General features: G+C 71.3%; 17 protein-coding genes and 1 pseudogene. 11 read left to right on the top strand and 7 right to left on the bottom strand.

The window, feature by feature from the left end; translation table 11 throughout:
• Window positions 1–36: 36 nt before the first annotated feature.
• From pheA to AB0I68_RS27280, 3 genes are all read left to right on the top strand, one after another.
• On the top strand, window positions 37–972 hold the full coding sequence (pheA, locus tag AB0I68_RS27290; RefSeq protein ID WP_363180017.1) for a prephenate dehydratase: 936 nt from the start codon (window positions 37–39) through the stop codon (window positions 970–972).
• A 526-nt stretch (window positions 973–1,498) separates the two neighbouring features.
• Entirely contained in the window at window positions 1,499–2,776 is a 1,278-nt protein-coding gene (serS, locus tag AB0I68_RS27285) for a serine--tRNA ligase (RefSeq protein ID WP_363180016.1), read from the top strand.
• Window positions 2,773–3,585, top strand: a complete 813-nt coding sequence (locus AB0I68_RS27280; RefSeq protein ID WP_363180015.1) for an HAD family hydrolase — start codon at window positions 2,773–2,775, stop codon at window positions 3,583–3,585. Before serS ends, AB0I68_RS27280 begins: the two co-directional genes overlap by 4 nt.
• A gap of 143 nt (window positions 3,586–3,728) precedes the next feature.
• On the opposite strand, the gene AB0I68_RS27275 is transcribed toward AB0I68_RS27280, so the two are convergent.
• From AB0I68_RS27275 to AB0I68_RS27255, 5 genes are all read right to left on the bottom strand, one after another.
• Window positions 3,729–4,397: a rhomboid-like protein gene (locus AB0I68_RS27275; RefSeq protein WP_363180014.1), complete on the bottom strand. Its 669-nt coding sequence runs from the start codon at window positions 4,395–4,397 to the stop codon at window positions 3,729–3,731.
• Between the two features lie 85 nt (window positions 4,398–4,482).
• The gene (locus tag AB0I68_RS27270; protein ID WP_363180013.1) at window positions 4,483–5,202 is read right to left on the bottom strand and encodes an ABC transporter permease subunit; all 720 of its coding nucleotides are present in this window, start codon (window positions 5,200–5,202) and stop codon (window positions 4,483–4,485) included.
• A 14-nt stretch (window positions 5,203–5,216) separates the two neighbouring features.
• Entirely contained in the window at window positions 5,217–6,128 is a 912-nt protein-coding gene (locus tag AB0I68_RS27265) for an ABC transporter ATP-binding protein (protein WP_363180012.1), read from the bottom strand.
• Window positions 6,125–7,012 carry an ABC transporter permease subunit gene (locus AB0I68_RS27260; protein WP_363180011.1) on the bottom strand — a complete coding sequence of 296 codons (888 nt, stop codon included), beginning with the start codon at window positions 7,010–7,012 and terminating at the stop codon, window positions 6,125–6,127. The genes AB0I68_RS27265 and AB0I68_RS27260 overlap by 4 nt, the downstream gene beginning before the upstream one ends.
• A complete protein-coding gene (locus tag AB0I68_RS27255) occupies window positions 7,002–7,985 on the bottom strand; it encodes an ABC transporter ATP-binding protein (protein WP_363180010.1) in 984 nt (327 codons plus the stop codon). Before AB0I68_RS27255 ends, AB0I68_RS27260 begins: the two co-directional genes overlap by 11 nt.
• 216 nt (window positions 7,986–8,201) lie before the next feature.
• Here AB0I68_RS27255 and AB0I68_RS27250 point away from each other — a divergent pair, with 216 nt between their 5' ends.
• The 4 genes and pseudogenes from AB0I68_RS27250 (at window position 8,202) to AB0I68_RS27235 (ending at window position 12,256) form a co-directional block, all read left to right on the top strand.
• Window positions 8,202–9,059, top strand: coding sequence for a M24 family metallopeptidase (locus AB0I68_RS27250; RefSeq protein ID WP_363180009.1), 858 nt, complete (start codon window positions 8,202–8,204; stop codon window positions 9,057–9,059).
• 80 nt (window positions 9,060–9,139) lie between these two features.
• Window positions 9,140–10,912: an SDR family oxidoreductase gene (locus AB0I68_RS27245; protein WP_363180069.1), complete on the top strand. Its 1,773-nt coding sequence runs from the start codon at window positions 9,140–9,142 to the stop codon at window positions 10,910–10,912.
• 2 nt (window positions 10,913–10,914) lie between these two features.
• Window positions 10,915–11,307, top strand: a pseudogene (locus AB0I68_RS27240) (metal-dependent hydrolase); the annotation flags it as partial.
• A 10-nt stretch (window positions 11,308–11,317) separates the two neighbouring features.
• Entirely contained in the window at window positions 11,318–12,256 is a 939-nt protein-coding gene (locus AB0I68_RS27235; protein ID WP_363180007.1) for a MerR family transcriptional regulator, read from the top strand.
• A gap of 90 nt (window positions 12,257–12,346) precedes the next feature.
• Here the strand turns inward: AB0I68_RS27235 and AB0I68_RS27230 are convergent, their stop codons facing one another.
• Entirely contained in the window at window positions 12,347–13,201 is an 855-nt protein-coding gene (locus AB0I68_RS27230) for an aquaporin (protein ID WP_363180006.1), read from the bottom strand.
• Window positions 13,202–13,334: 133 nt separating this feature from the next.
• Here AB0I68_RS27230 and AB0I68_RS27225 point away from each other — a divergent pair, with 133 nt between their 5' ends.
• The 3 genes from AB0I68_RS27225 (at window position 13,335) to AB0I68_RS27215 (ending at window position 19,010) form a co-directional block, all read left to right on the top strand.
• The gene (locus AB0I68_RS27225; RefSeq protein WP_363180005.1) at window positions 13,335–13,874 is read left to right on the top strand and encodes an RNA 2'-phosphotransferase; all 540 of its coding nucleotides are present in this window, start codon (window positions 13,335–13,337) and stop codon (window positions 13,872–13,874) included.
• 229 nt (window positions 13,875–14,103) lie between these two features.
• On the top strand, window positions 14,104–15,978 hold the full coding sequence (locus tag AB0I68_RS27220; protein ID WP_363180004.1) for an HSP90 family protein: 1,875 nt from the start codon (window positions 14,104–14,106) through the stop codon (window positions 15,976–15,978).
• On the top strand, window positions 15,975–19,010 hold the full coding sequence (locus AB0I68_RS27215; RefSeq protein ID WP_363180003.1) for a tetratricopeptide repeat protein: 3,036 nt from the start codon (window positions 15,975–15,977) through the stop codon (window positions 19,008–19,010). The genes AB0I68_RS27220 and AB0I68_RS27215 overlap by 4 nt, the downstream gene beginning before the upstream one ends.
• A gap of 99 nt (window positions 19,011–19,109) precedes the next feature.
• On the opposite strand, the gene AB0I68_RS27210 is transcribed toward AB0I68_RS27215, so the two are convergent.
• Complete coding sequence (locus AB0I68_RS27210) at window positions 19,110–20,015, bottom strand: LLM class flavin-dependent oxidoreductase (protein WP_363180002.1); 906 nt, start codon at window positions 20,013–20,015, stop codon at window positions 19,110–19,112.
• Between the two features lie 147 nt (window positions 20,016–20,162).
• Here AB0I68_RS27210 and AB0I68_RS27205 point away from each other — a divergent pair, with 147 nt between their 5' ends.
• Window positions 20,163–21,047, top strand: a complete 885-nt coding sequence (locus AB0I68_RS27205; RefSeq protein ID WP_363180001.1) for a Cof-type HAD-IIB family hydrolase — start codon at window positions 20,163–20,165, stop codon at window positions 21,045–21,047.
• Window positions 21,048–21,057 lie beyond the last annotated feature (10 nt).

The following is a 21,057-nucleotide window of genomic DNA, read 5'->3' as shown; positions in this document are numbered from 1 at the left end:
CCCCGGCGGTCGGGGACCCGGCATTAGGCTGATCACATGTCGGCCACCCGCTTCACCTATCTCGGTCCCGAGGGCACCTTCACCGAAGCCGCCCTCCGCACACTGCCGGAAGCCGCGACCCGGGAGCTCGTCCCGATGGTGTCGGTCCCGGCCGCCCTGGACGCCGTACGCAACGGGGAGGCCGCGGCCGCCCTGGTGCCGATCGAGAACTCGGTGGAGGGTGGGGTCACCGCCACTTTGGACGAGCTGGCCTCCGGCGAACCGCTGATGATCTACCGCGAGGTGCTGCTGCCCATCGCGTTCGCGCTGCTCGTGCGGCCCGGGACCAAGCTGTCGGACCTCAAGACCGTCACCGGGCACCCGGTCGCCCAGCCCCAGGTGCGCAACTGGCTGCGGGCGAACCTGCCCGACGCGGTGTGGGAGTCGGCCGCCTCCAACGCCGACGGTGCCCGGCTGGTCCAGGAGGGCCGCTTCGACGCCGCCTTCGCGGGCGAGTTCGCGGCCGCCACGTACGGGCTCGTCCCGCTGGTCACCGAGATCCACGACGCGGAGAACGCCGAGACCCGGTTCGTGCTCGTCGGGCGCCCCGCCCGGCCCGCCGCACCGACCGGCGCCGACAAGACCTCCGTCGTGCTGTGGCTCGGCGACGACCACCCCGGTGCGCTGCTCGAGCTCCTCCAGGAGTTCGCCGTCCGCGGGGTCAACCTGATGCTGATCCAGTCCCGGCCGACGGGCGAGGGCATCGGCAACTACTGCTTCGCCGTCGACGCGGAGGGCCACATCTCCGACCGGAGGGTCAGCGAGGCGCTCATGGGGCTCAAGCGCACCTGCCCCCAGGTCCGCTTCCTCGGCTCCTACCCGCGGGCCGGCGTCGCTCAGGGTGACGTGCGCGCTCCGCGGCCCGGTACCTCGGACGGTGACTTCACGGCCGCTTCCGACTGGCTGACGCGCTGCCTCGACGGCCGGGCGTAGCTCTTTCTCCACTGTCCACAGAGTTATCCACAGGCCGAGATGGGGACCTGTGGACTAGTCGACATCGCGGCGCGACAAGGTCGACAAATCGGTCGGCGGGCCCAGGTTTCGCGCTGGGGAGCGGGAGGTGAACGGCGTCACCCCCGCATCGCCGATCAACTCTTTGGAGCGAGTCATTCCCACCCGAATGAGTGTGTGAGGGTGGTTTGAACCTTGATTCATCCGGACGCGGCCCCGGTGGGGATTGATCTCATTCCGTGTCCACAGATCCGGCGCACAGCCTGTGGAAAAGTCCCCGCGGTGGACAATTCCTGTGGACAAGGAAGGCCTTCCCGCCCTGCTCAGGAGGCGCCCGGATACCCCGGTTGCGCCCCTTTTCATGGAATGGGCCACTTTTATTGACCGCCCGGCAAGGGCCACTTCCGGCCAGTCGGCCGGAGTTTTCCATTCTCCGCAATTAGGACATAGCGACACGCAGCGTGATATCGGTGTGAGTCCAGGAAGCCCAGCCCGGTAGCCTGGAGGGGTGATTGACCTCCGGCTGCTCCGTGAAGACCCTGACCGTGTCCGCGCCTCGCAGCGCGCCCGTGGAGAGGACGTCGAACTCGTCGACGCACTGCTCTCCGCCGACGAGCGCCGCAGGTCCTCCGGCATGCGCTTCGACGAACTGCGCAACGAGCAGAAGTCGCTCGGCAAGCTCATCCCCAAGGCCTCCCCGGATGAGCGGGCAGAGCTGCTGAAGAAGGCCGAGCAGCTCAAGTCGGACGTCAAGGCGGCCGAAGCCGAGCAGAACGAAGCCGACGAGGCCGCCAAGCGACTGCTGCTCCAGCTCGGCAACATCGTCCACGAGGACGTCCCGGTCGGCGGCGAGGAGGACTTCACCGTCCTCGAGACGCACGGCACGATCCGCGACTTCGGGGCCGAGGGCTTCGAGCCCAAGGACCACCTGGAGCTCGGCGAGCTGCTGGGCGCCATCGACGTCGAGCGCGGCGCCAAGGTGTCGGGCTCGCGCTTCTACTACCTGACCGGTGTCGGCGCCCTGCTGGAGCTCGCCCTGGTCAACGCGGCGATCGCGCAGGCCACCGAGGCCGGCTTCATCCCGATGCTGACCCCGGCGCTGGTCCGCCCGCGCGCCATGGAGGGCACCGGCTTCCTCGGCCAGGCCGCGGAGAACGTGTACCACCTCGAGAAGGACGACTACTACCTGGTCGGCACCTCCGAGGTCCCGCTCGCCGCGTACCACATGGACGAGATCATCGATGCCGACAAGCTGCCGCTGCGGTACGCCGGCTTCTCGCCGTGCTTCCGCCGCGAGGCCGGTACGTACGGCAAGGACACCCGCGGCATCTTCCGCGTCCACCAGTTCGACAAGGTCGAGATGTTCTCGTACGTCGCGCCGGAGGAGGCCGAGGCCGAGCACCAGCGTCTCCTGCAGTGGGAGAAGCAGTGGCTGACCAGCCTGGAGCTGCCCTTCCAGGTGATCGACGTCGCCACCGGTGACCTGGGCTCCTCCGCCTCGCGCAAGTTCGACTGCGAGGCGTGGATCCCGACGCAGGGCAAGTACCGCGAGCTGACCTCCGCTTCGAACTGCGACGGCTTCCAGGCCCGCCGCCTGTCGATCCGCTACCGCGACGGCAAGAAGACCGCGCCGCTCTCGACGCTGAACGGCACGCTGTGCGCCGTACCGCGCACGATCGTCGCGATTCTGGAGAACCACCAGCAGGCCGACGGATCGGTGCGGGTGCCCGCGGCGCTCCGTCCGTACCTGGGCGGCCGCGAGGTCCTGGAGCCGATCACCAAGTGAGCCCGGCCCCGTTCCCGTACAAGCTCGTCGCGACCGACCTCGACGGCACGCTGCTGCGTGGCGACGACACTGTTTCGGAACGCACCCGTGAAGCGCTCACCGCAGCCACCGCCGCGGGCGCGGCGCACATCATCGTCACCGGCCGGGCCGTGCCCTGGACCCGGGGCGTGCTGGACGATCTCGGCTACAAGGGGATCGCGGTGTGCGGGCAGGGCGCGCAGGTCTACGACGCGGGGGCGCACCGGCTGCTGACCTCGGTGACGCTCGACCGGCAGCTGGCCGGCCTGGCGCTGTCGAAGCTCGAGGCCGAAGTGGGTCCGCTGGCGCTCGCGGCCAGCCGGGACGGGGTGGACGGCGATGTGCTGTTCGGGCCCGGCTACCAGGTGCAGGAAGGCCTGCCGGCGCTCTACCTGGAGGACACGGCGGCGGTGTGGACGGCTCCGCTGAACAAGCTGTACATCCAGCACCCGGAGCTCGGCGACGACGCACTGGTGAAGGTGGCCCGGGAGACGGTGGGTTCCTTGGTGGACATCGTCATGGCCGGCCCGGGCATAGTGGAGATCCTGCCGCTGGGGCTGACGAAGGCCACCGGCCTCTCGCTGGCCGCGCGCCGGCTGGGCGTGAAGGCTGCGGAGACGATCGCTTTCGGCGACATGCCCAACGACATCCCGCTGTTCGGCTGGGCGGCGCACGGAGTGGCGATGGCCAATGCCCATACGGAGCTGAAGGCGGTGGCCGACGAGGTGACGACCTCCAACGAGGAGGACGGCATCGCGGTGGTGCTGGAGCGCCTGCTGGGCGCTGCCTGACGGCTCCGCCCGAGAACGGGGAAGGCCCGGAACAGCCCGCGCCGCAAGGCGCGCTCGAAGTGGCTGCTCCGGGCCTTTTTGTTGCTCCCCGCGCGACTCACTCTGCCCGGGGCGCACGTCCCGTACCAGTGAATTTCCCTGCATCAGCCGTGGTCGGCGCGGTGCTCTGTTTCACGTGAAACATTCCCGGGGTGGGGGTGGCGGGTCAGCGGCCAGGCGAGCAGGCCGACGGAGAGCGAAATGGCGTGCCCGAGGTCGGTGAAGGTGCCTCCGGTGAGGAGAGGGAGCCCGAAGAAGGCGACGACACAGGCGAGGTAGAGCCAGCGCAAGGGGTTCGGGAGCCGGTAGGTGAGGACCCCGATCGAGGCCGCGAGTCCGTAGCTGACGCCGACGTCGACGACGTGGACCATGCTGTGCGGGGCTCGATGGTCCTGAATGGCCATCAGGACCACCTTCTGGCTGATCAGGGTGGCCGTGATGTGGGCGGTCGCGACGATGGCGAGCCAGCGCAGGGTGCCGAGCCAGCGTTCGACGGGGGCGTGGAAGAGCTCGAAGAGGACGGCGTACAGGGCGAGCGAGGCCGGGTTCTCGATCCAGAAGGCGCTGGAGAGCAGGGCTCGCACGGGGTGCCGGGTGAGCTCGTGGATATTGCTGCTGTGGCGGTGGAGCAGGACGTGCTCGAGGTGGTCGGGCGCGATCACGACGATGATGCTCGTGATGGCGATGATCAGCAGCCATATGTGCGTACCGGGCGAGGAGCGTATCCAGGACCGTACGGGCCTGGACGGCTCGGGCTCGGTGTGCTCGATCATGCACTGATTTTGCCCCGTACGACGGTGCCCCGCCTGGCCGGTGGGCCGGGCGGGGCACTGGACGCGGGGCCGGTGCGGCAGGGGCTTACTCCTCACCCGCCAGGGTGAGGCGGCGCAGCTTCTGGCCGGCGTAGACGGTGGCGCCGACGGTGACCACCGAGAGCAGGATCACCGCGGTGGGCAGGCCGACGGTGGCGTCGACGTAGCCTTGGCCGGCGACCTTCTCGGCGAGGGCCAGGGCCCACTGCTGGACGCTGAGGGTCTTCGCCCCGGAGACCAGGCTGCCGAAGAGCGACTCCCAGATCAGGGCGTAGACCAGGCCGAAGACGACCGCGTGCCGGCTGATGGTGCCCAGCAGCAGGAACAGGGCGCTGTAGGCGATCGAGGCGACGAGGGCGGCGACGGTGTAGGCGACGGCGATCTGCTGGCCGTTGCCGTTGAGGATGAAGCCGGCGATCAGGGTCGGGATCGCGGAGAAGGCCATGGTGACGGCGATCGCGACGATCAGCTTGGTCATGATGATCGTCGGGCGCTTCACCGGCTTGGAGAGCAGGTAGACGATCGAGCCGTCGTCGATCTCGGGGCCGATGGCGCCAGTGCCGGCGATGACACCGATCAGCGGAACCATGGTGGCGAGGGCGAAGCCGCCCAGGAGGTCGGCGGCGACCTTGTCGTCCAGACCGGTGAAGGCGCGGACGGCGAGGGAGATGACGATCAGCAGGGCGGGCAGCGCGAAGAGGATCAGCGCGCGGCGGCGGCCGAGCAGCGCGCGGTAGGTGAGCCGGGCGACGGTGGGGTTGTACATGGGTGCCAGCTCCTTCAGGCCGCGACGAGGTAGGAGAAGACCGACTCGAGGGACTCGTCGGAGGGCGAGACCGTCAGCAGCCGGATGCCGTGCGCACGGGCGACCCGCGGCAGCAGCTCGGTGAAGCGGCCGAAGTCGACGGCCTGGATGCGCAGGGCGCCTTCCTTGAGGTCGATCTCGATGCCTGCGGTGGAGGGGTCGGCGATCAGGGCCGCGGCAAGGGCCCGGTCGTCGGAAGAGCGGACCACGTAGCGGTGCGGGCGGTCCGTCATCAGGCGGCGGATCTTGCGGAAGTCGCCGGAGGCGGCGTGCCGGCCGGCGACGACCACCTCGATGTGGGAGGCGAGCTGTTCGACCTCCTCCAGGATGTGGGAGGAGAACAGCACGGTGCGGCCGTCGTCGCCCATGCGCCGCAGCAGGTCCATGAGCTGCATGCGCTGACGCGGGTCCATGCCGTTGAACGGCTCGTCGAGGAGCAGCACGGACGGCTCGTGGACGAGGGCCGAGGCCATCTTCACGCGCTGCCTCATGCCCTTGGAGTACGTGGAGATCTTGCGGTCCTGGGCGTACTCCATCTCGACGGTGGCGAGCGCCCGCTGGGCGGCCGCGTCGTCGAGGCCGTGGAGCTCGGCGTTGGCGACGACGAACTCCCGGCCGGTGAGGAAGTCGTACATGGCCTCGCGCTCGGGCACGACGCCGATCTGCTTGTAGACCTGCTCGTTCTGCCAGATCGGCGCGCCGTCGAGGGTGACGGTGCCCGTGGAGGGGGCGAGGAAGCCGCCCATCATGTTGATGAGGGTGGACTTTCCGGCGCCGTTGGGGCCCAGGAGCCCGGTGACGCCGGGGCCGATACGCATGGTCACGTCGTTGACGGCGACGACGTTCCCGAACCAGCGGGAGGTGTGGTCGATGTCGATGGTGGTCACAGCCCGGCCTTCCGGTAGCGGGCCATCAGGGCGGCGTAGGAGCCGGCGATGAGGGCGAGGACGACGAGCAGGTAGACGAAGCCGACACCGGCCGAGGGGCCGTCTCCGCCTGGGAAGGCGGAGGTGCCGCCGAGGAACGCGGACTGGACCCCGTCGATCAGGCTGACCGGGGAGAACAGGCCCATCCACTCGATGGCACCGGTCGAACCGGTGTTGTACGCGATGCCCTGGACGGCGGTCACCGCGCCGTAGGGGATCAGGAGCACGGCGATGATGGCGGCGACGCCGAAGCCGCGGCGCGGGGTGAGCGCGGCCATGATCAGGCCGAGGCCGGCGAACAGCACCGAGAGCAGCAGCACGGAGACCAGTCCCTGGGCGAACCCCTTGGTCTGGTCCGCGAAGTCGAATTTGGCCAGCAGCGAGCCGATCCACATGATCAGCAGCGGTGTGGCGGTGAGGATGAACAGGGCCGAGGCCATCGCCGCGAACTTCGCGAGGACGTAGTCGACGCGCTCGATGGGCCGCGAGAAGTAGAGCGGCACGGTCTTGAAGCGCAGGTCCCGGGAGACCGACTGGGGCGCCTGCGAGGCGAGGTAGAGGCCGATGACCACCTGGGTGGTCAGGGCGTACGTCGTGTACTTGATCGGCAGGCTGGTGGAGCCGGGCACCGCGATGGCGATCGCGACGATGATCAGCGCGGGGACGCACATCACCGCGAAGAGGATCATCGGGAGGACCTTGGACTTGGCGGACCGGCCGAGTCCGTAGGCGCCGCGCAGGGACTGCGAGAACAGCGAGGTGCGGGCGTAGGCGCGGCCGAGCCGGGCCCCCTCGTAGGACCGGTAGCCGATGTTGTGGATCTGGGTCGAGGTGTCAGGCGCCATCGGAACCGGCTCCCTTCCGGACGAGCTGCTGCTGGTCGTTGTCGCGGAAGACCTCCGCGATGTGGTGGCGGCGCTGTTCCATGCGGACCAGGCCGAGGCCGAGGTCGGCGACGGTGTCGCGCACGGTGTCGTAGGTGTCCTCGCCGGTGGCCTCGACGAGCAGGATGTGGCCGGCTCCGGGCAGGCCCTGCTCCTCGCCCGCGTGCAGGGTGATGCCCGCCTCGGCGAGCGCCTTGCGCAGGACGGCGGTGCCGTCCGGGTGGGCGTCGGTGTCGGTGACCTCGACCGCGAGGGTCGTGGTGATCTGCGTGAAGTCGCTGGTGGAGCTGGAACGCAGCAGCTTGCCGCCGTCGACGACCACGACGTGGTCGCAGGTCCGCTCCAGCTCACCGAGGAGGTGGGAGGTGACCAGGACGGAGATGCCGAAGTCGGTGTAGACGCGGCGGATCAGGCCGAGCATCTCGTCGCGGCCGACGGGATCGAGGCCGTTGGTGGGCTCGTCCAGGAGGACCAGCTGGGGGTCGTGGACGAGCGCTTGGGCCAGCTTGACCCGCTGCTTCATGCCGGTGGAGTAACCGCCGATGGGGCGGTAGCGCTCCTCGTACAGGCCCACGTGGCGCAGGGTGTCGGCGGTCCGCTCGCGGGCGGCGGTGGGCGGGAGCCCGGACATGCGCGCCATGTGCACGACGAACTCGGTGGCCGAGACGTCGGGCGGCAGGCAGTCGTGCTCGGGCATGTAGCCGACGCGTTCACGGATGGCGCTGCCATGGGTGGCGACGTCGAGTCCGAGCACGGCGGCATGGCCCTCGGTGGCGGGGGACAGTCCAAGCAGGATCTTGATGAGCGTGGACTTGCCGGCTCCGTTGGCACCCACGAGGCCGGTCACTCCGGGCCCGATGTCCAGGGAGAGCCGGTCGATTGCGGTCACTCGGGGGTACCGCTTGCTCAGGCTTTCGGTCGCGATGACAGTCACGGCTTCGACGTTAGTGGCGCGGGTCGCGCGGATCGTCAGACCTGGAGCGTCATCCCGTCTCCGCCTTCAGGACTACGGACCCTGACGAAAGGCTGATGCGGACCGGACAAGTTTGTCCACAGGTCCGTGCACGGCCCTTGACGTGATCTCCGGTCATTGTCACATTCATCAGTGTCAAGTTACGGGCGCGTACGGTTCTACGGACGGACGGCTGTCATGGCTGGGGACACCAGGCAACGCACCGCGCAACTCTCTGCGGACCTGCGCGGGTTCAGGGAAGTGCAACGCCTCTCGTACGAGTGCGCGGAGACCGTCGCGGCGCAGCTGCGGCCGGGGATGACCGAGCGCGAGGCGGCACGGATGCAGCGCGAGTGGCTGCGCGAGCGCGGGGTGCGGGACTGGTTCCACCTGCCGTTCGCGTGGTTCGGGGACCGCACCGCGTTCGCGAACTTCAAGATCCCCCTGCAGTTCTTCCCGACGAACCGGAAGCTGGAGCCGGGGATGCCGTTCATCCTCGACATGGCCCCGGTCTACAAGGGGTACGCGGCCGACATCGGGTACTCGGGCAGCCTCGGGCTGAACCCCGTACAGGACCGGCTCATGTCCGATCTGCGCGTGCACCGCGAGCTGATCCTGGAGCAGGTCCGCGAGCGCCGCCCGCTGCGCGAGATCTACGAGAACGTCGAGCGGCTGATGATCCGCCAGGGGTACGCCAACCGGCACCGCGCCTACCCCTTCGGTGTGATCGCCCACAAGATAGACCGGGTCAGGGAGCGGCGCTGGTCACCGACCGCCTTCGGGTTCGGGACGCAGTCCCTCAAGGGGCTGGCCTCCGACGCCCTGCGCGGGCACCGCGAGGGCTGGTCCCCGCTCTGGAGCCCGTACCGCTTCTCCGACCACCCGCCGCAGCCCGGCCTGTGGGCGATGGAACCGCACCTGGGCTTCCGGGGCACCGGCGCGAAGTTCGAGGAGATCCTGGTCGTCACCGGCTCGCGGGATCCCGAGGAGAGCGCGTTCTGGCTGGACGACGATCTGCCGCACGTGCGGCGCTGGGCCGAGGAGAAGGCAGCATGAGCGGCATGAGCGGAGCGGACGGCATCAACGGGACGGGCCTCGGCGGGGCGGCCCCGGGCGGAGTGGGCCCGGGCGGGGCGCTGGAGGGCACGGGCCTCGCGGGGGCGCGCGAGCGCCGGGTGAGCACCGGCGGCATCGAGCTGTGCGTCGTCGAGCTCGGCGACACGGACCGGCCGACCGTGGTGCTCGTGCACGGGTACCCGGACAGCAAGGAGGTCTGGTCGGAGGTCGCGGAGCGGCTGGCGGCCCGCTTCCACGTGGTGCTCTACGACGTACGCGGCCACGGGCGCTCCACGGCGCCGGTGCCGCTGCGCGGCGGCTTCACCCTGGAGAAGCTGACCGACGACTTCCTGGCGGTGGCGGACGCGGTCAGCCCGGACCGGCCGGTGCACCTGGTCGGCCACGACTGGGGCTCCGTACAGGGCTGGGAGTTCGCGACCGTCGCCCGCACCGAGGGCCGGATCGCCTCCTTCACTTCGATGTCCGGCCCCTCTCTGGACCACTTCGGGCACTGGATCAAGAAGCGGATGTCCCGGCCCACCCCGCGCCGGGCCGCGCAGCTCCTCGGCCAGGGCGCCAAGTCCTGGTACGTGTACCTGCTGCACACCCCCGTACTGCCGGAGCTCGCCTGGCGCGGGCCGCTCGGCAAGCGGTGGCCGGGCATCCTGGAGCGAGTGGAGAAGGTCCCGGCCGGCTCCTACCCCACGGCCTCGCTGCCCTCCGACGCCGCTCACGGAGCCTGGCTCTACCGCGACAACGTACGGCCCCGGCTGCGCCGGCCGCGCCCCGACGCGTACGCGCACGCACCGGTCCAGCTGATCACCCCGACCGGGGACGCCTTCCTCTCCGAGCGGCTCTACGACGAGCTGGAACTGTGGGCCCCCGACCTGGTGCGGCGCACCCTGCCCGCCAAGCACTGGGTGCCGCGGACCCGGCCCGACCAGCTGGCCGCGTGGATCACCGAGTTCGTCACCGCCCGGGAGGAGCCCGCGACCCGGGCGCCGGAGCAGAAGGCTCCGGGCCGGTACGCCGACCGGTTCGGCGGCCAGCTGGTGCTGGTCACCGGAGCCGCCAGCGGCATCGGACGGGCCACCGCGTTCGCGTTCGCCGAGGCCGGGGCCCGGGTGGTGTGCGTGGACCGGGACGCCGAGGGCGCGGCGCGCACGGCCGACATGGCGCGGCTCGTCGGGGCCCCCGAGGCCTGGGGCGAGTGCGTCGACGTGAGCGACGAGCAGGCGATGGAGAAGCTCGCGGCGAAGACCGCCGCCGAGTACGGAATCGTGGACGTCCTGGTCAACAACGCGGGGATCGGCCTGTCGGGGCCGTTCCTGGAAACCACCTCGGAGGACTGGAAGAAGGTCCTCGACGTCAACCTGTGGGGCGTCATCCACGGCTGCCGGATCTTCGGCCGGCAGATGGCCGAGCGCGGCCAGGGCGGGCACATCGTCAACACCGCCTCCGCCGCCGCCTACCTGCCCTCCAAGACCCTGCCCGCGTACAGCACGTCGAAGGCCGCGGTGCTGATGCTGAGCGAGTGCCTGCGCGCCGAGCTCGCTTCGCAGTCGATCGGGGTCTCGGCGATTTGCCCGGGCATCGTCAACACCAACATCACCGCCACCTCGCGCTTCGCCGGGGTGGACGCGGCGGAGGAGAAGCGCCGCCAGGAGCGCTCCTCGCGGCTGTACGGGCTGCGCAACTTCCCGCCGGAGAAGGTCGCCGACGCGATCCTGCGAGCGGTGGTGCGCAACGAGGCCGTGGTGCCGGTGACACCGGAGTCCAAGGGCGCCCTGTGGATGTCCCGGTTCGCGCCGGGCGCCCTGCGGCGACTCGCGAAACTGGAGCCCCGGCTGTGAGCGGGGCGGCGGAGGTGGAGCACCGCTCCGTCGCCTTCGACATGTACCAGCACTGCGGCGGCACCGGCCTGCCCCGGTACGCGCGGCGCGTGGAGGGCATGGCGGTGGTCGCCCCGGTGCTGGCCTGGCTGTGGGTGTGGGGCGCCGCGTACCTGATCCGCCACGACCCGGAACCGGCCGGGCGGCTGCGCTATTCGCTCCGCGCGCACAACCGGGCCGTGGCCAAGGGGCTGCTGCCGGCGTGGAGAGAGCTCGGCACGGCCATACCCCGCTACTTCCGGCGGTCGTACCATCCCTCGCAGGAGGGCTCGCTGCGCAGGGCGGTCGAGTACCTTGCGGCTTCGCCTGCCGCCCGGGCCGCGGCGGCCGCGGTCGGCCGAGCCGCCATGTCGTAGGGAGCCGGGATTGTCAGAACAGGCGGTGGCCGAGTACCGGATCGAGGATCTCGCGCACCACAGCGGGGCGACGGTGCGCACGATCCGGGCGTACCAGGACCGCGGGCTGCTGCCGAAGCCGGAGCGGCGGGGCCGCTCCAACGTCTACCGGGACACGCATCTGGCGCGGCTGCGCCAGATCGCCGACCTGCTGGACCGCGGCTACACCCTGGCCTCCATCAAGGAGCTGCTGGAGGCCTGGGATGCCGGGCGCGGGCTCGGCGGTGTGCTGGGACTCGTCGCCGAGGTGCACGGACCGTGGACCGACGAGGAGGCCGCCCGGATCAGCCGGGCGGAGCTGAACGAGCGGTTCGGCGGCCGGCCCGACGACGACGCGGTGGGCGAGGCGTGCCAACTGGGGGTGCTGGAGCGGATTCCGGGGCGCCCGGACGAGTTCCTCGTGCCCTCCCCGCAGGAGCTGGCGGTGGCTGCCGAGCTGCATGCGGCCGGGGTGCCGCTGTCGGCGATCACCGGGCATCTGCGGGAACTGCGGGGGCAGGTGGAGCACATCGCCTCGCGGTTCCTGGAGTTCACCACCGAGCATGTCTTCGCCCGTTACCTCGGGCAGGTGCCGCCGACGGACGCCGACGCGACGGAGGCGGCGGCGATGGTACGGAGACTGCGGCCCCTGGCCCAGCAGACCGTCGATGCCGAACTGGCGCGGGCGATGCGGCTGTTCGCCACCCGGCATCTGCAGCGCCACTTGGGGGCTGCCGGGGCCCCGCAGGCGTCGGGGCCCGCGTCGGTGCCGCTGCCGGCGGAGACGGTACGGGCGGTGCAGGAGCTGGTCGGTGCCGAGCACGTCGGGGAGTTCGTCCGGGCCGCGACGGAGCGGGAGCTGCAGGCCCGGACGATGAACGAGCTGGCACGACGGGGCGGCGGGCAACGGCCGGCGGCATCCGGTCAGTAGTCCACAGGGCGGATCACCCGTTTGCTGCCAAATCCTGCTCAACCGGCTGTGGACAAGTCGGGGAGGCCTGTGGACGACTCTGTGGACAAGTCAACCGACGGTCCCGTAGGCGGGGTTTGCGGGGCTGGTGGTGCTGGTGGTACCGGTGGCGTCGGCAGCGCATCTTGCGGGGTCGGCCGGGCCGACGAACGCCGGGGCGTCGGCCGCGGGGGTGGCGGCAGGGGTGGCCGCCGGGGTGGCCGGCGCACCCTGCGTGCCGACCCGGGTGCTCCCGTAGAGGAGTGCGGCGAGGGCCAGGCCCAGGACGCCGCCGACCAGCTGGGCCGCGACGAATCCGGGCAGGGACTGCGGGGCGATCCCGGTGAAGGAGTCGCTGAAGGCGCGCCCGATGGTTCCCGCCGGGTTGGCGAAGGAGCCGGACGAGGTGAACCAGATCGCGGAGGCGATGTACGCGGCGACCGCGGCCGGGATCAGCTTCGGGCGCCCGATGCGCTCCAGGCCCTGGATGACGAGGACGAGCCCCGCGGTGGCGACGACCTCGCCGACGAGCAGATGGCCGCCGCCGCGGATCCGCGTGGAGAACGTGCCGGGGGCGTGGCCGAACATCAACTCGGCGAGGACGGCGCCGCCGATGGCCCCGGCGGTCTGGGCCGCGGTGTAGACCAGAGCCTCCCGGCCGCCGAGCCCCTCGCCGCCGGTCCGACGCGCCCACCAGGAGGTGAGGGTGACGACCGGGTTGAGGTGGGCTCCGGACAGCGGTCCGAAAAGGGTGATGATCAGCCCGAGGCCGATGGCCGAGGCGAGCGAGTTGGCGACGAGGGCGACACCGGTGTCACGGCTGAGGCCGGCGGCCTGGATGCCGGAACCGATCACCACCACGAGAAGGCCGGCGGTGCCGATGAGCTCGGCGACCGCACGGCGCGGCAGAGAAGCGTGGATTGTCATGGGTTCTCCCCCTGGGCAGACGTTCAGCGGAAAATGTATTCCGTATCTTGGAAACGCGATAGAGGGTGTCCGTGTTCAATGGAGCGACGGAAAATCGCTGCTGGACCCCGGCTCGACCCGGCAAGCTGGGGCCATGGACGACAGACGCACCGTGAAGGTGTCCAAATACGTCTCGAAACATCTGCGACATCAGCCGGAACGCATCGGACTGGTGCTCGATACCCAGGGCTGGGTGGAGATCGATGATCTTCTCCGCGCGGCCACCGCCCACGGTTTCCCCGTCAGCCGCGCCGAGCTCGACCACGTCGTCGCCGCCAACGACAAGCAGCGGTTCGCCGTCGACGGCACCCGCATCCGGGCCAACCAGGGCCACACCGTTCCCGTGGACCTGGATCTGCCGGAGGCGGAGCCGCCCGCGTACCTCTACCACGGCACCGTCGCCCCCGTCCTGGCCGCGATCCGCGCCGAGGGCCTGCGCCCCATGGCCCGCCACCACGTGCACCTGTCCCCCGACCGGGAGACCGCGACCCGCGTCGGCGCGCGCCGTGGCCGGCCGGTCGTGCTCAGCGTGGACGCGGGGGCGATGCACGCCGCCGGGCACGTCTTCCGGATCAGCGCCAACGGGGTGTGGCTGGTGGATGCCGTACCGCCGCAGTTCCTTCGCTTCCAGTAGCGCCCCGGACACCGCTCGGCGGCTCGGGGCGCTCGGCGGCGCAATCGGCGAAGCGATCGGCGAAGCGATCTCCGTGGCGGAATCGGCAAAGCGCTCGACGACGCGCTCGACGACGGAATTCCCGAAGAGATTGTCAGATCATCCCCCTACGCTGTTCCTCATTCCGATCCGTGAGGGGGGTACCTCGCGATCGCCGAATCATCCATGCGAGTACGCGAGGTGACGCCCTGTGACGTCCACATCCCCTTCCCGCTCCCACTCCGCCGACCACTCCGACCCCTCGGCCAACAGCTTCCAAGTCGATCTGCGCGGCCTGGTCGACCTGCTCTCCCACCACCTGTACTCCAGCCCGCGCGTCTACGTCCGCGAGCTCCTGCAGAACGCGGTGGACGCGGTCACCGCCCGCCACACACTCGACCCGGAGGCGGAGATCCGCATCCGCCTGTCGGCGTCCGGGGGCCGCGTGACCATCGAGGACAGCGGCATCGGCCTGACCGCCGCCGAGGCCCACTCCCTCCTCGCCACCATCGGCCGCAGCTCCAAGCGCGGCGGCGACCACGGCCTCGAGACCACCCGCCGGGAATTCCTCGGCCAGTTCGGTATCGGCCTGCTCGCCTGCTTCGTCGTGGCCCGCCAGATCCGCGTCATCACCCGGTCCGCCCGTGACCCCCAGGCCGCGCCCGTCGAATGGCTGGCCACGGACGACGGCTCGTACACCGTCCGCGAACTGCCCGACGACGCACGCCGGGAGCCCGGTACCACCGTCATCCTCCAGGCCCGCCCGGGCGCCGAGGAGTGGACCGTCCCGGCCAAGGTCGAACAACTGGCCCGCGACTACGGCTCGCTGCTCCCCTACGACATCACCTTCGACGACGGCGAAGGCGGCGAGCCGCGGGCCGTCACCGACCGGCCCGCCGTATGGGACCGTCGCTTCCCCACCCCCGCCGCGCGACACGTCGCGCTGGCCGGCCACTGCGCACAGCTCTTCGGCTTCACCCCGCTGGACAGCATCGACCTCGACCTGCCCGTCGCCGGGGTGCGCGGAGTGGCGTACGTCCTCCCCGAGCCGACCAGTCCCGCCCACCGGGCCGGACACCGCGTCCACCTCAAGGGCATGCTGCTCACCGACCACGCCGACAACCTGCTGCCGGACTGGGCGTTCTTCGTCCGCGCGGTCATCGACACGGACACGCTGCGGCCCACCGCCTCGCGGGAGAACCTGTACGACGACGAGACCCTGTCCGCCGTGCGGGAGGCCCTCGGCGCCCGCGTCCGGGCCTGGCTCGCCGAACTCGCAGCGAGCGAACCGGAGCGCCTGGCCGCCTTCTTGGGCGTCCATCACCTCGGCGTGAAATCCCTGGCCCGGCACGACGCCGAGCTGCTCGGCCTGATGCTGCCCTGGCTGCCGTTCGAGACCAGTGACGGCTCGATGAGCCTCCAGGAGTTCACGGCCGCGCACACCGAGATCCACTTCACGCGCACCGTCGAGGAGTTCCGCCAGATCGCCCCGATCGCGGCGGCCCACGGCCTCGGCGTCATCAACGCCGGATACACCTACGACGCCGACCTGCTCGCCCTGCTGCCCGCCGTACGGCCGGACCTCAAGGTCACGGAGCTGGACGCCGGAGCCGTCACCGAGCGGCTGGACCCGGTCCCGACCTCCGCCGAACTGGCCCTCGCGCCGTTCCTGTCCACGGCGCGCACCCGGCTGGAACCGCAGGGCTGCGACGTGGTGCTGCGCGCCTTCCAGCCCGTCTCGGTCCCCGCCCTCTACCTCGACGACCGCCAGGCCCGCCAGGAGCGCGACCGCACGACGGCTCTGAACAGCGCCGACTCGCTGTGGACCGGAATCCTCGGGGCACTGCGCGGCTCCGCGCCGCGCGCCCGCCTGGTGCTCAACCACAACAACCCGCTGATCCGCCGGATCTCGGCTCTGCCCGACGAGGCCCTGACCGGCACGGCCGTCGAATCGCTGTACGGGCAGGCGCTGCTGATGTCCCAACGCCCGCTGCGCCCCGCCGACTCGACCCTGCTCAACCGGGCCTTCCTCGGGCTCCTGGAATGGGCGACCCACTCCACCGATTCCCCGGAGGGACAGAAGTGACCACGCTGACGCGCGAGGAGATCGAGCGGGGCCTGGAGGAGAACCGCGAGGCTCCGAACGGGGCAGCGCGCAACGCACATGCCGAGCTGCTGGTGGGCGCGGCGGAGGCGAGCGGTGACGGTGCGCTGTTCCGCAAGGCGCTGGACAACCTGATCAACGCCTGTCTCTGGAGTGCCGAGTCCTCGAAGATGCTGGTGCCGTTCGCCCGGCTGCTCCAGGAGTACGACAAGGACCCCGGCGCCTTCTCCCAGGGGAACGCCCACTCGCTGTTCTGGCAGTTCAAGTGGGTGGCCACGGCCATCAGCGATTCCCCCGAGATCCCGCTGGAGTCCGCCACGGGCTGGCTGGACGAGATGGAGCGCCGCTACCGGATCGCGGGCTACAGCGAGCGGCCGGTACGCGAGGCCGAGCTGTGGCTCGCCGACGCGATCGGCGAGGACGACCGGGCCGAGGCGGCGTACCGCGCCTGGCTGGCGGCCGACCGCGACAGCATGAGCGACTGCCGGGCCTGCGAGCTCAACGGCCAGGGCGCATACGCCCTGCTGCGCGGGAACGACGCCCGGGCCCTGAAGGTCTGGCAGCCCGTGCTGGCGGGTGAGCGGATCTGCGCCGAGGAACCCCACCGGGTGCTCGCCACCTCACTGCTGCCGCTACTGCGCCTCGGCCGTTTCGACGAGGCCCGTTCGCACCACCTGCGCGGCTACCGCATGGCCCGGGGCAACGAGAGCCTGCTGCCCTCGGTCGGCAAGCACATCGAGTTCTGTGCATTGAGCGGCAACGAGTCGCGCGGCCTGGAGATCCTCGCCGAGCACTCCGTCCACGTCGCCCCGCTCGCCAACGTCGACGACCAGATGGCCTTCCACGGCGGCATCCTGGTGCTGCTGCGCCGGCTGATGGACGTGGGCCACGGCCAGAGCCCGGCCGTCCCCTACGAGGGCGTACCGCGCACGGTCTCCGAGCTGTACGAGGTGCTGCGCGCGAGCTCGCTCGAGATTGCACGGCGGTTCGACGCCCGCAACGGAACCAGCCGGGTCTCGGACCGCTTCCTGACCCGGATCGGGCGGGAGCCGCTGGTCGACGTGCTGCCGCTGGGGGTGCGCAGCTCGGCCTTGCCGCAGACCCCTGCACCCGCAGCCGCAGCCGCGACCGCCCCCGCGGCTGCGCCCGTGCCGCCCGCAGCCGACCTCGAGGAGTTGGTGGAGCGGGCCCGGCAGGCCCGCGACCAGGGGCATCCGGCCTCGGACGCGCTCTGGGCCGAGGTCGGCGTACGGGTGGACGCGCGCCCGGAGGGCGAGGTGGACCCGCTGGTCGCCGCCGATGTGGCGGACCACCGGGCCCTGACGGCCGCGCGCGGCGGAGCCGGGAACGCCGCCGAGCTGCTGAATGCGGTCCGCGACGGCTACCGGGCGCTCGGGCAGGCGGAGCGCGCCGCGCTGGCGGAGCTGCGGCTGGCGAGCGAGGCCGCGCAGTCCGGAGCCGAGCCTGAGCGGATCCGGGAGCTGCTGGCGGTGGCCACGCGGGCCGCCGAGGCGCTGGATGCGGACGAGCCGCTGCGCGGGCGCCGGATCGCGCTGGCGGAGCTGTCCTCGATCCGCGTGGAGTCGTACCTGCGCTCGCTGGAGGCCGGCCCGGAGCACGACCACGTCCACGGCCCCGGGCAGGACCACGGGCACGGGGAGCTCGCGGCCGAACTCGGCGCCTTCGTCGCAGCCCACGCGCGGGATCTGCCCGACCTGGTGGCGGAGGCCGAGGAGATGCTGGGCCGCGTCGCCCTGTCCCAGGGCGACCCCGAGCGGGCCCTGCCGCTGCTGGCCGCGTCCGCGGCGCGCGCGGTGTCGGCGGACCGGCCGTGGCAGGCGGTGGATCCGCTGGTGCTGCGGGCCGGTGTGCTGATGTCGCTGGGCCGGCCCGAGGAGGCGGAGGAGGCGGCGCGATCCGCGCTGGAGGACTCCGCGGAGGTGACCGAGGCCGAGACGCACGGCGTCGTACGGCTCACCCTCGCGGACATCCTGCTGCACCGGGCCGACGGAGCGGCGGAAGCCGCCGAGCACGCCCTCACCGCGGCGCACTGGTTCGACCAGGCCGCTCTGGCCGCCGACGGAGGGGCGCAGGCCCGGCTCGTACTGGCCCGGGCGTATGCGCGGGACGGCCGGAACGCCGACGCGGCCGAGGTGTTGCAGTCGACGCTGCCGGATCTGCTGGAGCACGGCGAGGGGCAGGCCGTGTCCGCACGGGAGTTCCTCGGCGATCTGCTGCGGCAGCTGAACGACTCGCGTGCGGCGGCGGAGCAGTACCTGCTCGCGGCGGAGGTCGCCAAGGGCTGGGAGGACACCCGCCCGCAGGCCGCACTCGCGCAGGCGGCCGCGGAACAGCTTGCCGCCGCACGGCTGAACCAGGAGGCGGTCGCCGCGTACGGGCGGTCCCTGGAGCTGTACCGGGTGACGGGGGACGACCCGATCGCCGAGGTGCGGATCCTGCGCTCGCTGGCCTGGCTGGCGCCGCGGGAGAAGGTCACCGCGGCGGCATGGGCGCAGGCACGGGACCTGATGAACCAGGCGGCCGGGGTCGTGGAGGCCGCGCTGGTCGAGCACGGGGAGTCCCCCGGGGCCCCGCAGCTTCGGGCCGAGCTCGCCCAGACCTGGCTGCAGCTGGCGCAGGTGCTCGACTGGCGTGTCAATTCGCACGAGCAGGCCTACGAGGAGGACGACGCAGACAGCGAGGCCGGCGAGGACTCCCGCCGCGCCGTCGTGGACAGCGACGCGGAGATCGAGGCGCTGAGGCTGGAGGAGATCGGGCTGAGTGAGCGGGCCGCGGCCCTCTACGCGGAACTGGGGCCGGACCATCTGGGGGACCGGCTCCAGTGCGTGCAGTACGCCGCCTGGACCGAGCGCGAGATTGGTCGCAACGAGGCGGGAGCCGCTCGGCTCTCGGCGCTGATCGACGATCTCCGGGCCCGGCCCGAGGAGGTTCCGGACGATCTGCTGGAGCGCGCCCAGTCCTCCTTCGACAGCCTGAGCTCTTCGACAGCCTGAGCTCCTGACCGCGATGCCCCCGTTGCCCGGCGGCGACGGGGGCATCGCGGTCGGCAGCCGGGGCCTGCGCCCGGGCCTCTCCTTGTGCCAGGCCTTGAATCAGCTGTTCAGCTGGGCCAGGCCCTCGGTGGCGATCTCCTCGAAGACGTCCTCGTCCGCCGCGAACTCGGAGTCCGGGATCGGCGCGTGGATCACGATCTCGGTGATGCCGAGTTCCCGGTGGCGGCCGGCGAAGTCGACGAACGCATCGACGGAGTCCAGCATCGTGTTGCGGTCCGGGGTGAAGCCGGTCAGCAGGATCTTCTCCATCGGCTCCGGCGCGCGCCCGATCTCGGCGAGTGCCTTGTCGAGCCGGGCCAGCTGGCCGCGGATGGCCTCCAGCGACTGCTCCGGCGTGCCCTCCTCGAAGAGCTTCGGATCGCCGGTGGTCACCCAGGCCTGGCCGTGGGCGGCGGCCAGCTTCAGGCCCCGCGGGCCGTTCGCGGCGACGGCGAAGGGCAGCCGCGGCTGCTGCACGCAGCCGGGGATGTTGCGGGCCTCGTCGGCGGAGTAGAAGGTGCCGCGTCCGCTGACCGCGGCCTCGGTGAGCAGCCGGTCGAGCAGCGGCACGAACTCTGCGAAGCGGTCCGCGCGCTCACGCGGGCTCCAGGGGTCCTGTCCCAGCGCCGTCGCATCGAACCCGTTGCCGCCGGCGCCGATCCCGAGGGTGAAACGGCCGCCGGAGATGTCGTCCAGCGACATGAGCTCCTTGGCCAGCGTCACCGGGTGCCGGAAGTTCGGCGAGGTGACGAGCGTGCCCAGCCGCATCTTCTCGGTGGCGGCGGCCGCTGCGGTCAAGGTCGGGATCGCGCCAAACCACGGCAGGTCGCGAAAGGACCGCCAGGTCAGGTGGTCGTAGGTGTAAGCGGTGTGAAACCCGAGTTTCTCGGCTCGTACCCACTGGTCACGGCCGCCCTCACGCCACGGGCGTACCGGGAGGATCACAGTGCTCAGACGCAGACTCATGCATTCGAGACTACGGCCCTGCCCATGTTTCACGTGAAACGTCATCCGCCCCGGTGCCACTGAGGGGTACCTCCCGGCGGGCGCTGGGGGAGAAACAGCGCCATCCGGCGCGGGCCGGGCCCCGCTCTGGTCCGCGGCCGCAGGGCCATGGGCGAAGATGGGTCCGTGACCTCGGCTCTCCAGCGCCCGGACGGGCCAACGCCCACGCCCCGGCTCATCGCCACCGATCTCGACGGCACCCTGCTGCGCGACGACAAATCCGTCTCGCTCCGCACGGTCGCCGCACTCGCCGCCGCCGAGGAGGCCGGGATCGAGGTCTTCTTCGTCACCGGCCGCCCGGCCCGCTGGATGGACGTGGTCAGCGCCCACGTCCACGGCCACGGCCTGGCGATCTGCGCGAACGGGGCCGCGGTGGTCGATCTCCACGCGGGCCGGAAATTCGTGCAGGTCCGGGCACTGCCTCGGGCCACGGCGCTGACGGTCGTGGACACCCTGCGCGCGGCCGCCCCGGGCACGTCCTTCGCGGTCGAGATGACCAGCGGTATCAACTACGAGCCGCTGTACCCGCCCGTCTTCCAGGACCCGGGCGCCCATGTGGCCACCGCCGAGAAGCTGCTGGAGGAAGACGCGGACGACACCTCCGCTCCCGTCCTCAAGCTGCTCGCGCACCACCCCGAGCTCGCCCCGGACGAGTTCCTGGCGCTCGCCCGCTCGGCCGCCGGCGCCTACGCGTCGATCACCCGCTCCAGCCCGACCGCCCTGCTGGAGATCAGCGCGCTGGGCGTCTCCAAGGCCACCACCCTGGAGCTGTGCTGTGCCGAGCGCGGTATCTCCCCCGCCGAGGTCGTCGCCTTCGGGGACATGCCGAACGACGTGGAGATGCTCCGCTGGGCGGGTACCTCATACGCGATGGGCAACGCCCACCCGGACGTGATCGCGGCCGCCTCGGGCCATACGGTCGCCAACAACGAGGACGGCGTCGCCGTCGTCATCGAGCGCATCATCGCGGAACGCACCGCGCAGCAGCAGTAGACACCAGCGG

It is taken from the genome of Streptomyces sp. NPDC050448 (genome assembly GCF_040655295.1).
Taxonomy (GTDB): domain Bacteria; phylum Actinomycetota; class Actinomycetes; order Streptomycetales; family Streptomycetaceae; genus Streptomyces.
The sequence above is the reverse complement of the archived record's forward strand: the minus strand, read 5'-3'. Positions and strand labels throughout refer to the sequence as shown.

Coding starts and splice junctions, on each gene's coding strand:
- pheA (WP_363180017.1), top strand. CDS start 37: ATGTCGGCCACCCGCTTCACCTATCTCGGTCCCGAGGGCACCTTCACC.
- AB0I68_RS27275 (WP_363180014.1), bottom strand. CDS start 4,397: ATGATCGAGCACACCGAGCCCGAGCCGTCCAGGCCCGTACGGTCCTGG.
- AB0I68_RS27270 (WP_363180013.1), bottom strand. CDS start 5,202: ATGTACAACCCCACCGTCGCCCGGCTCACCTACCGCGCGCTGCTCGGC.
- AB0I68_RS27260 (WP_363180011.1), bottom strand. CDS start 7,012: ATGGCGCCTGACACCTCGACCCAGATCCACAACATCGGCTACCGGTCC.
- AB0I68_RS27250 (WP_363180009.1), top strand. CDS start 8,202: ATGGCTGGGGACACCAGGCAACGCACCGCGCAACTCTCTGCGGACCTG.
- AB0I68_RS27230 (WP_363180006.1), bottom strand. CDS start 13,201: ATGACAATCCACGCTTCTCTGCCGCGCCGTGCGGTCGCCGAGCTCATC.
- AB0I68_RS27225 (WP_363180005.1), top strand. CDS start 13,335: ATGGACGACAGACGCACCGTGAAGGTGTCCAAATACGTCTCGAAACAT.
- AB0I68_RS27210 (WP_363180002.1), bottom strand. CDS start 20,015: ATGAGTCTGCGTCTGAGCACTGTGATCCTCCCGGTACGCCCGTGGCGT.
- AB0I68_RS27205 (WP_363180001.1), top strand. CDS start 20,163: ATGGGCGAAGATGGGTCCGTGACCTCGGCTCTCCAGCGCCCGGACGGG.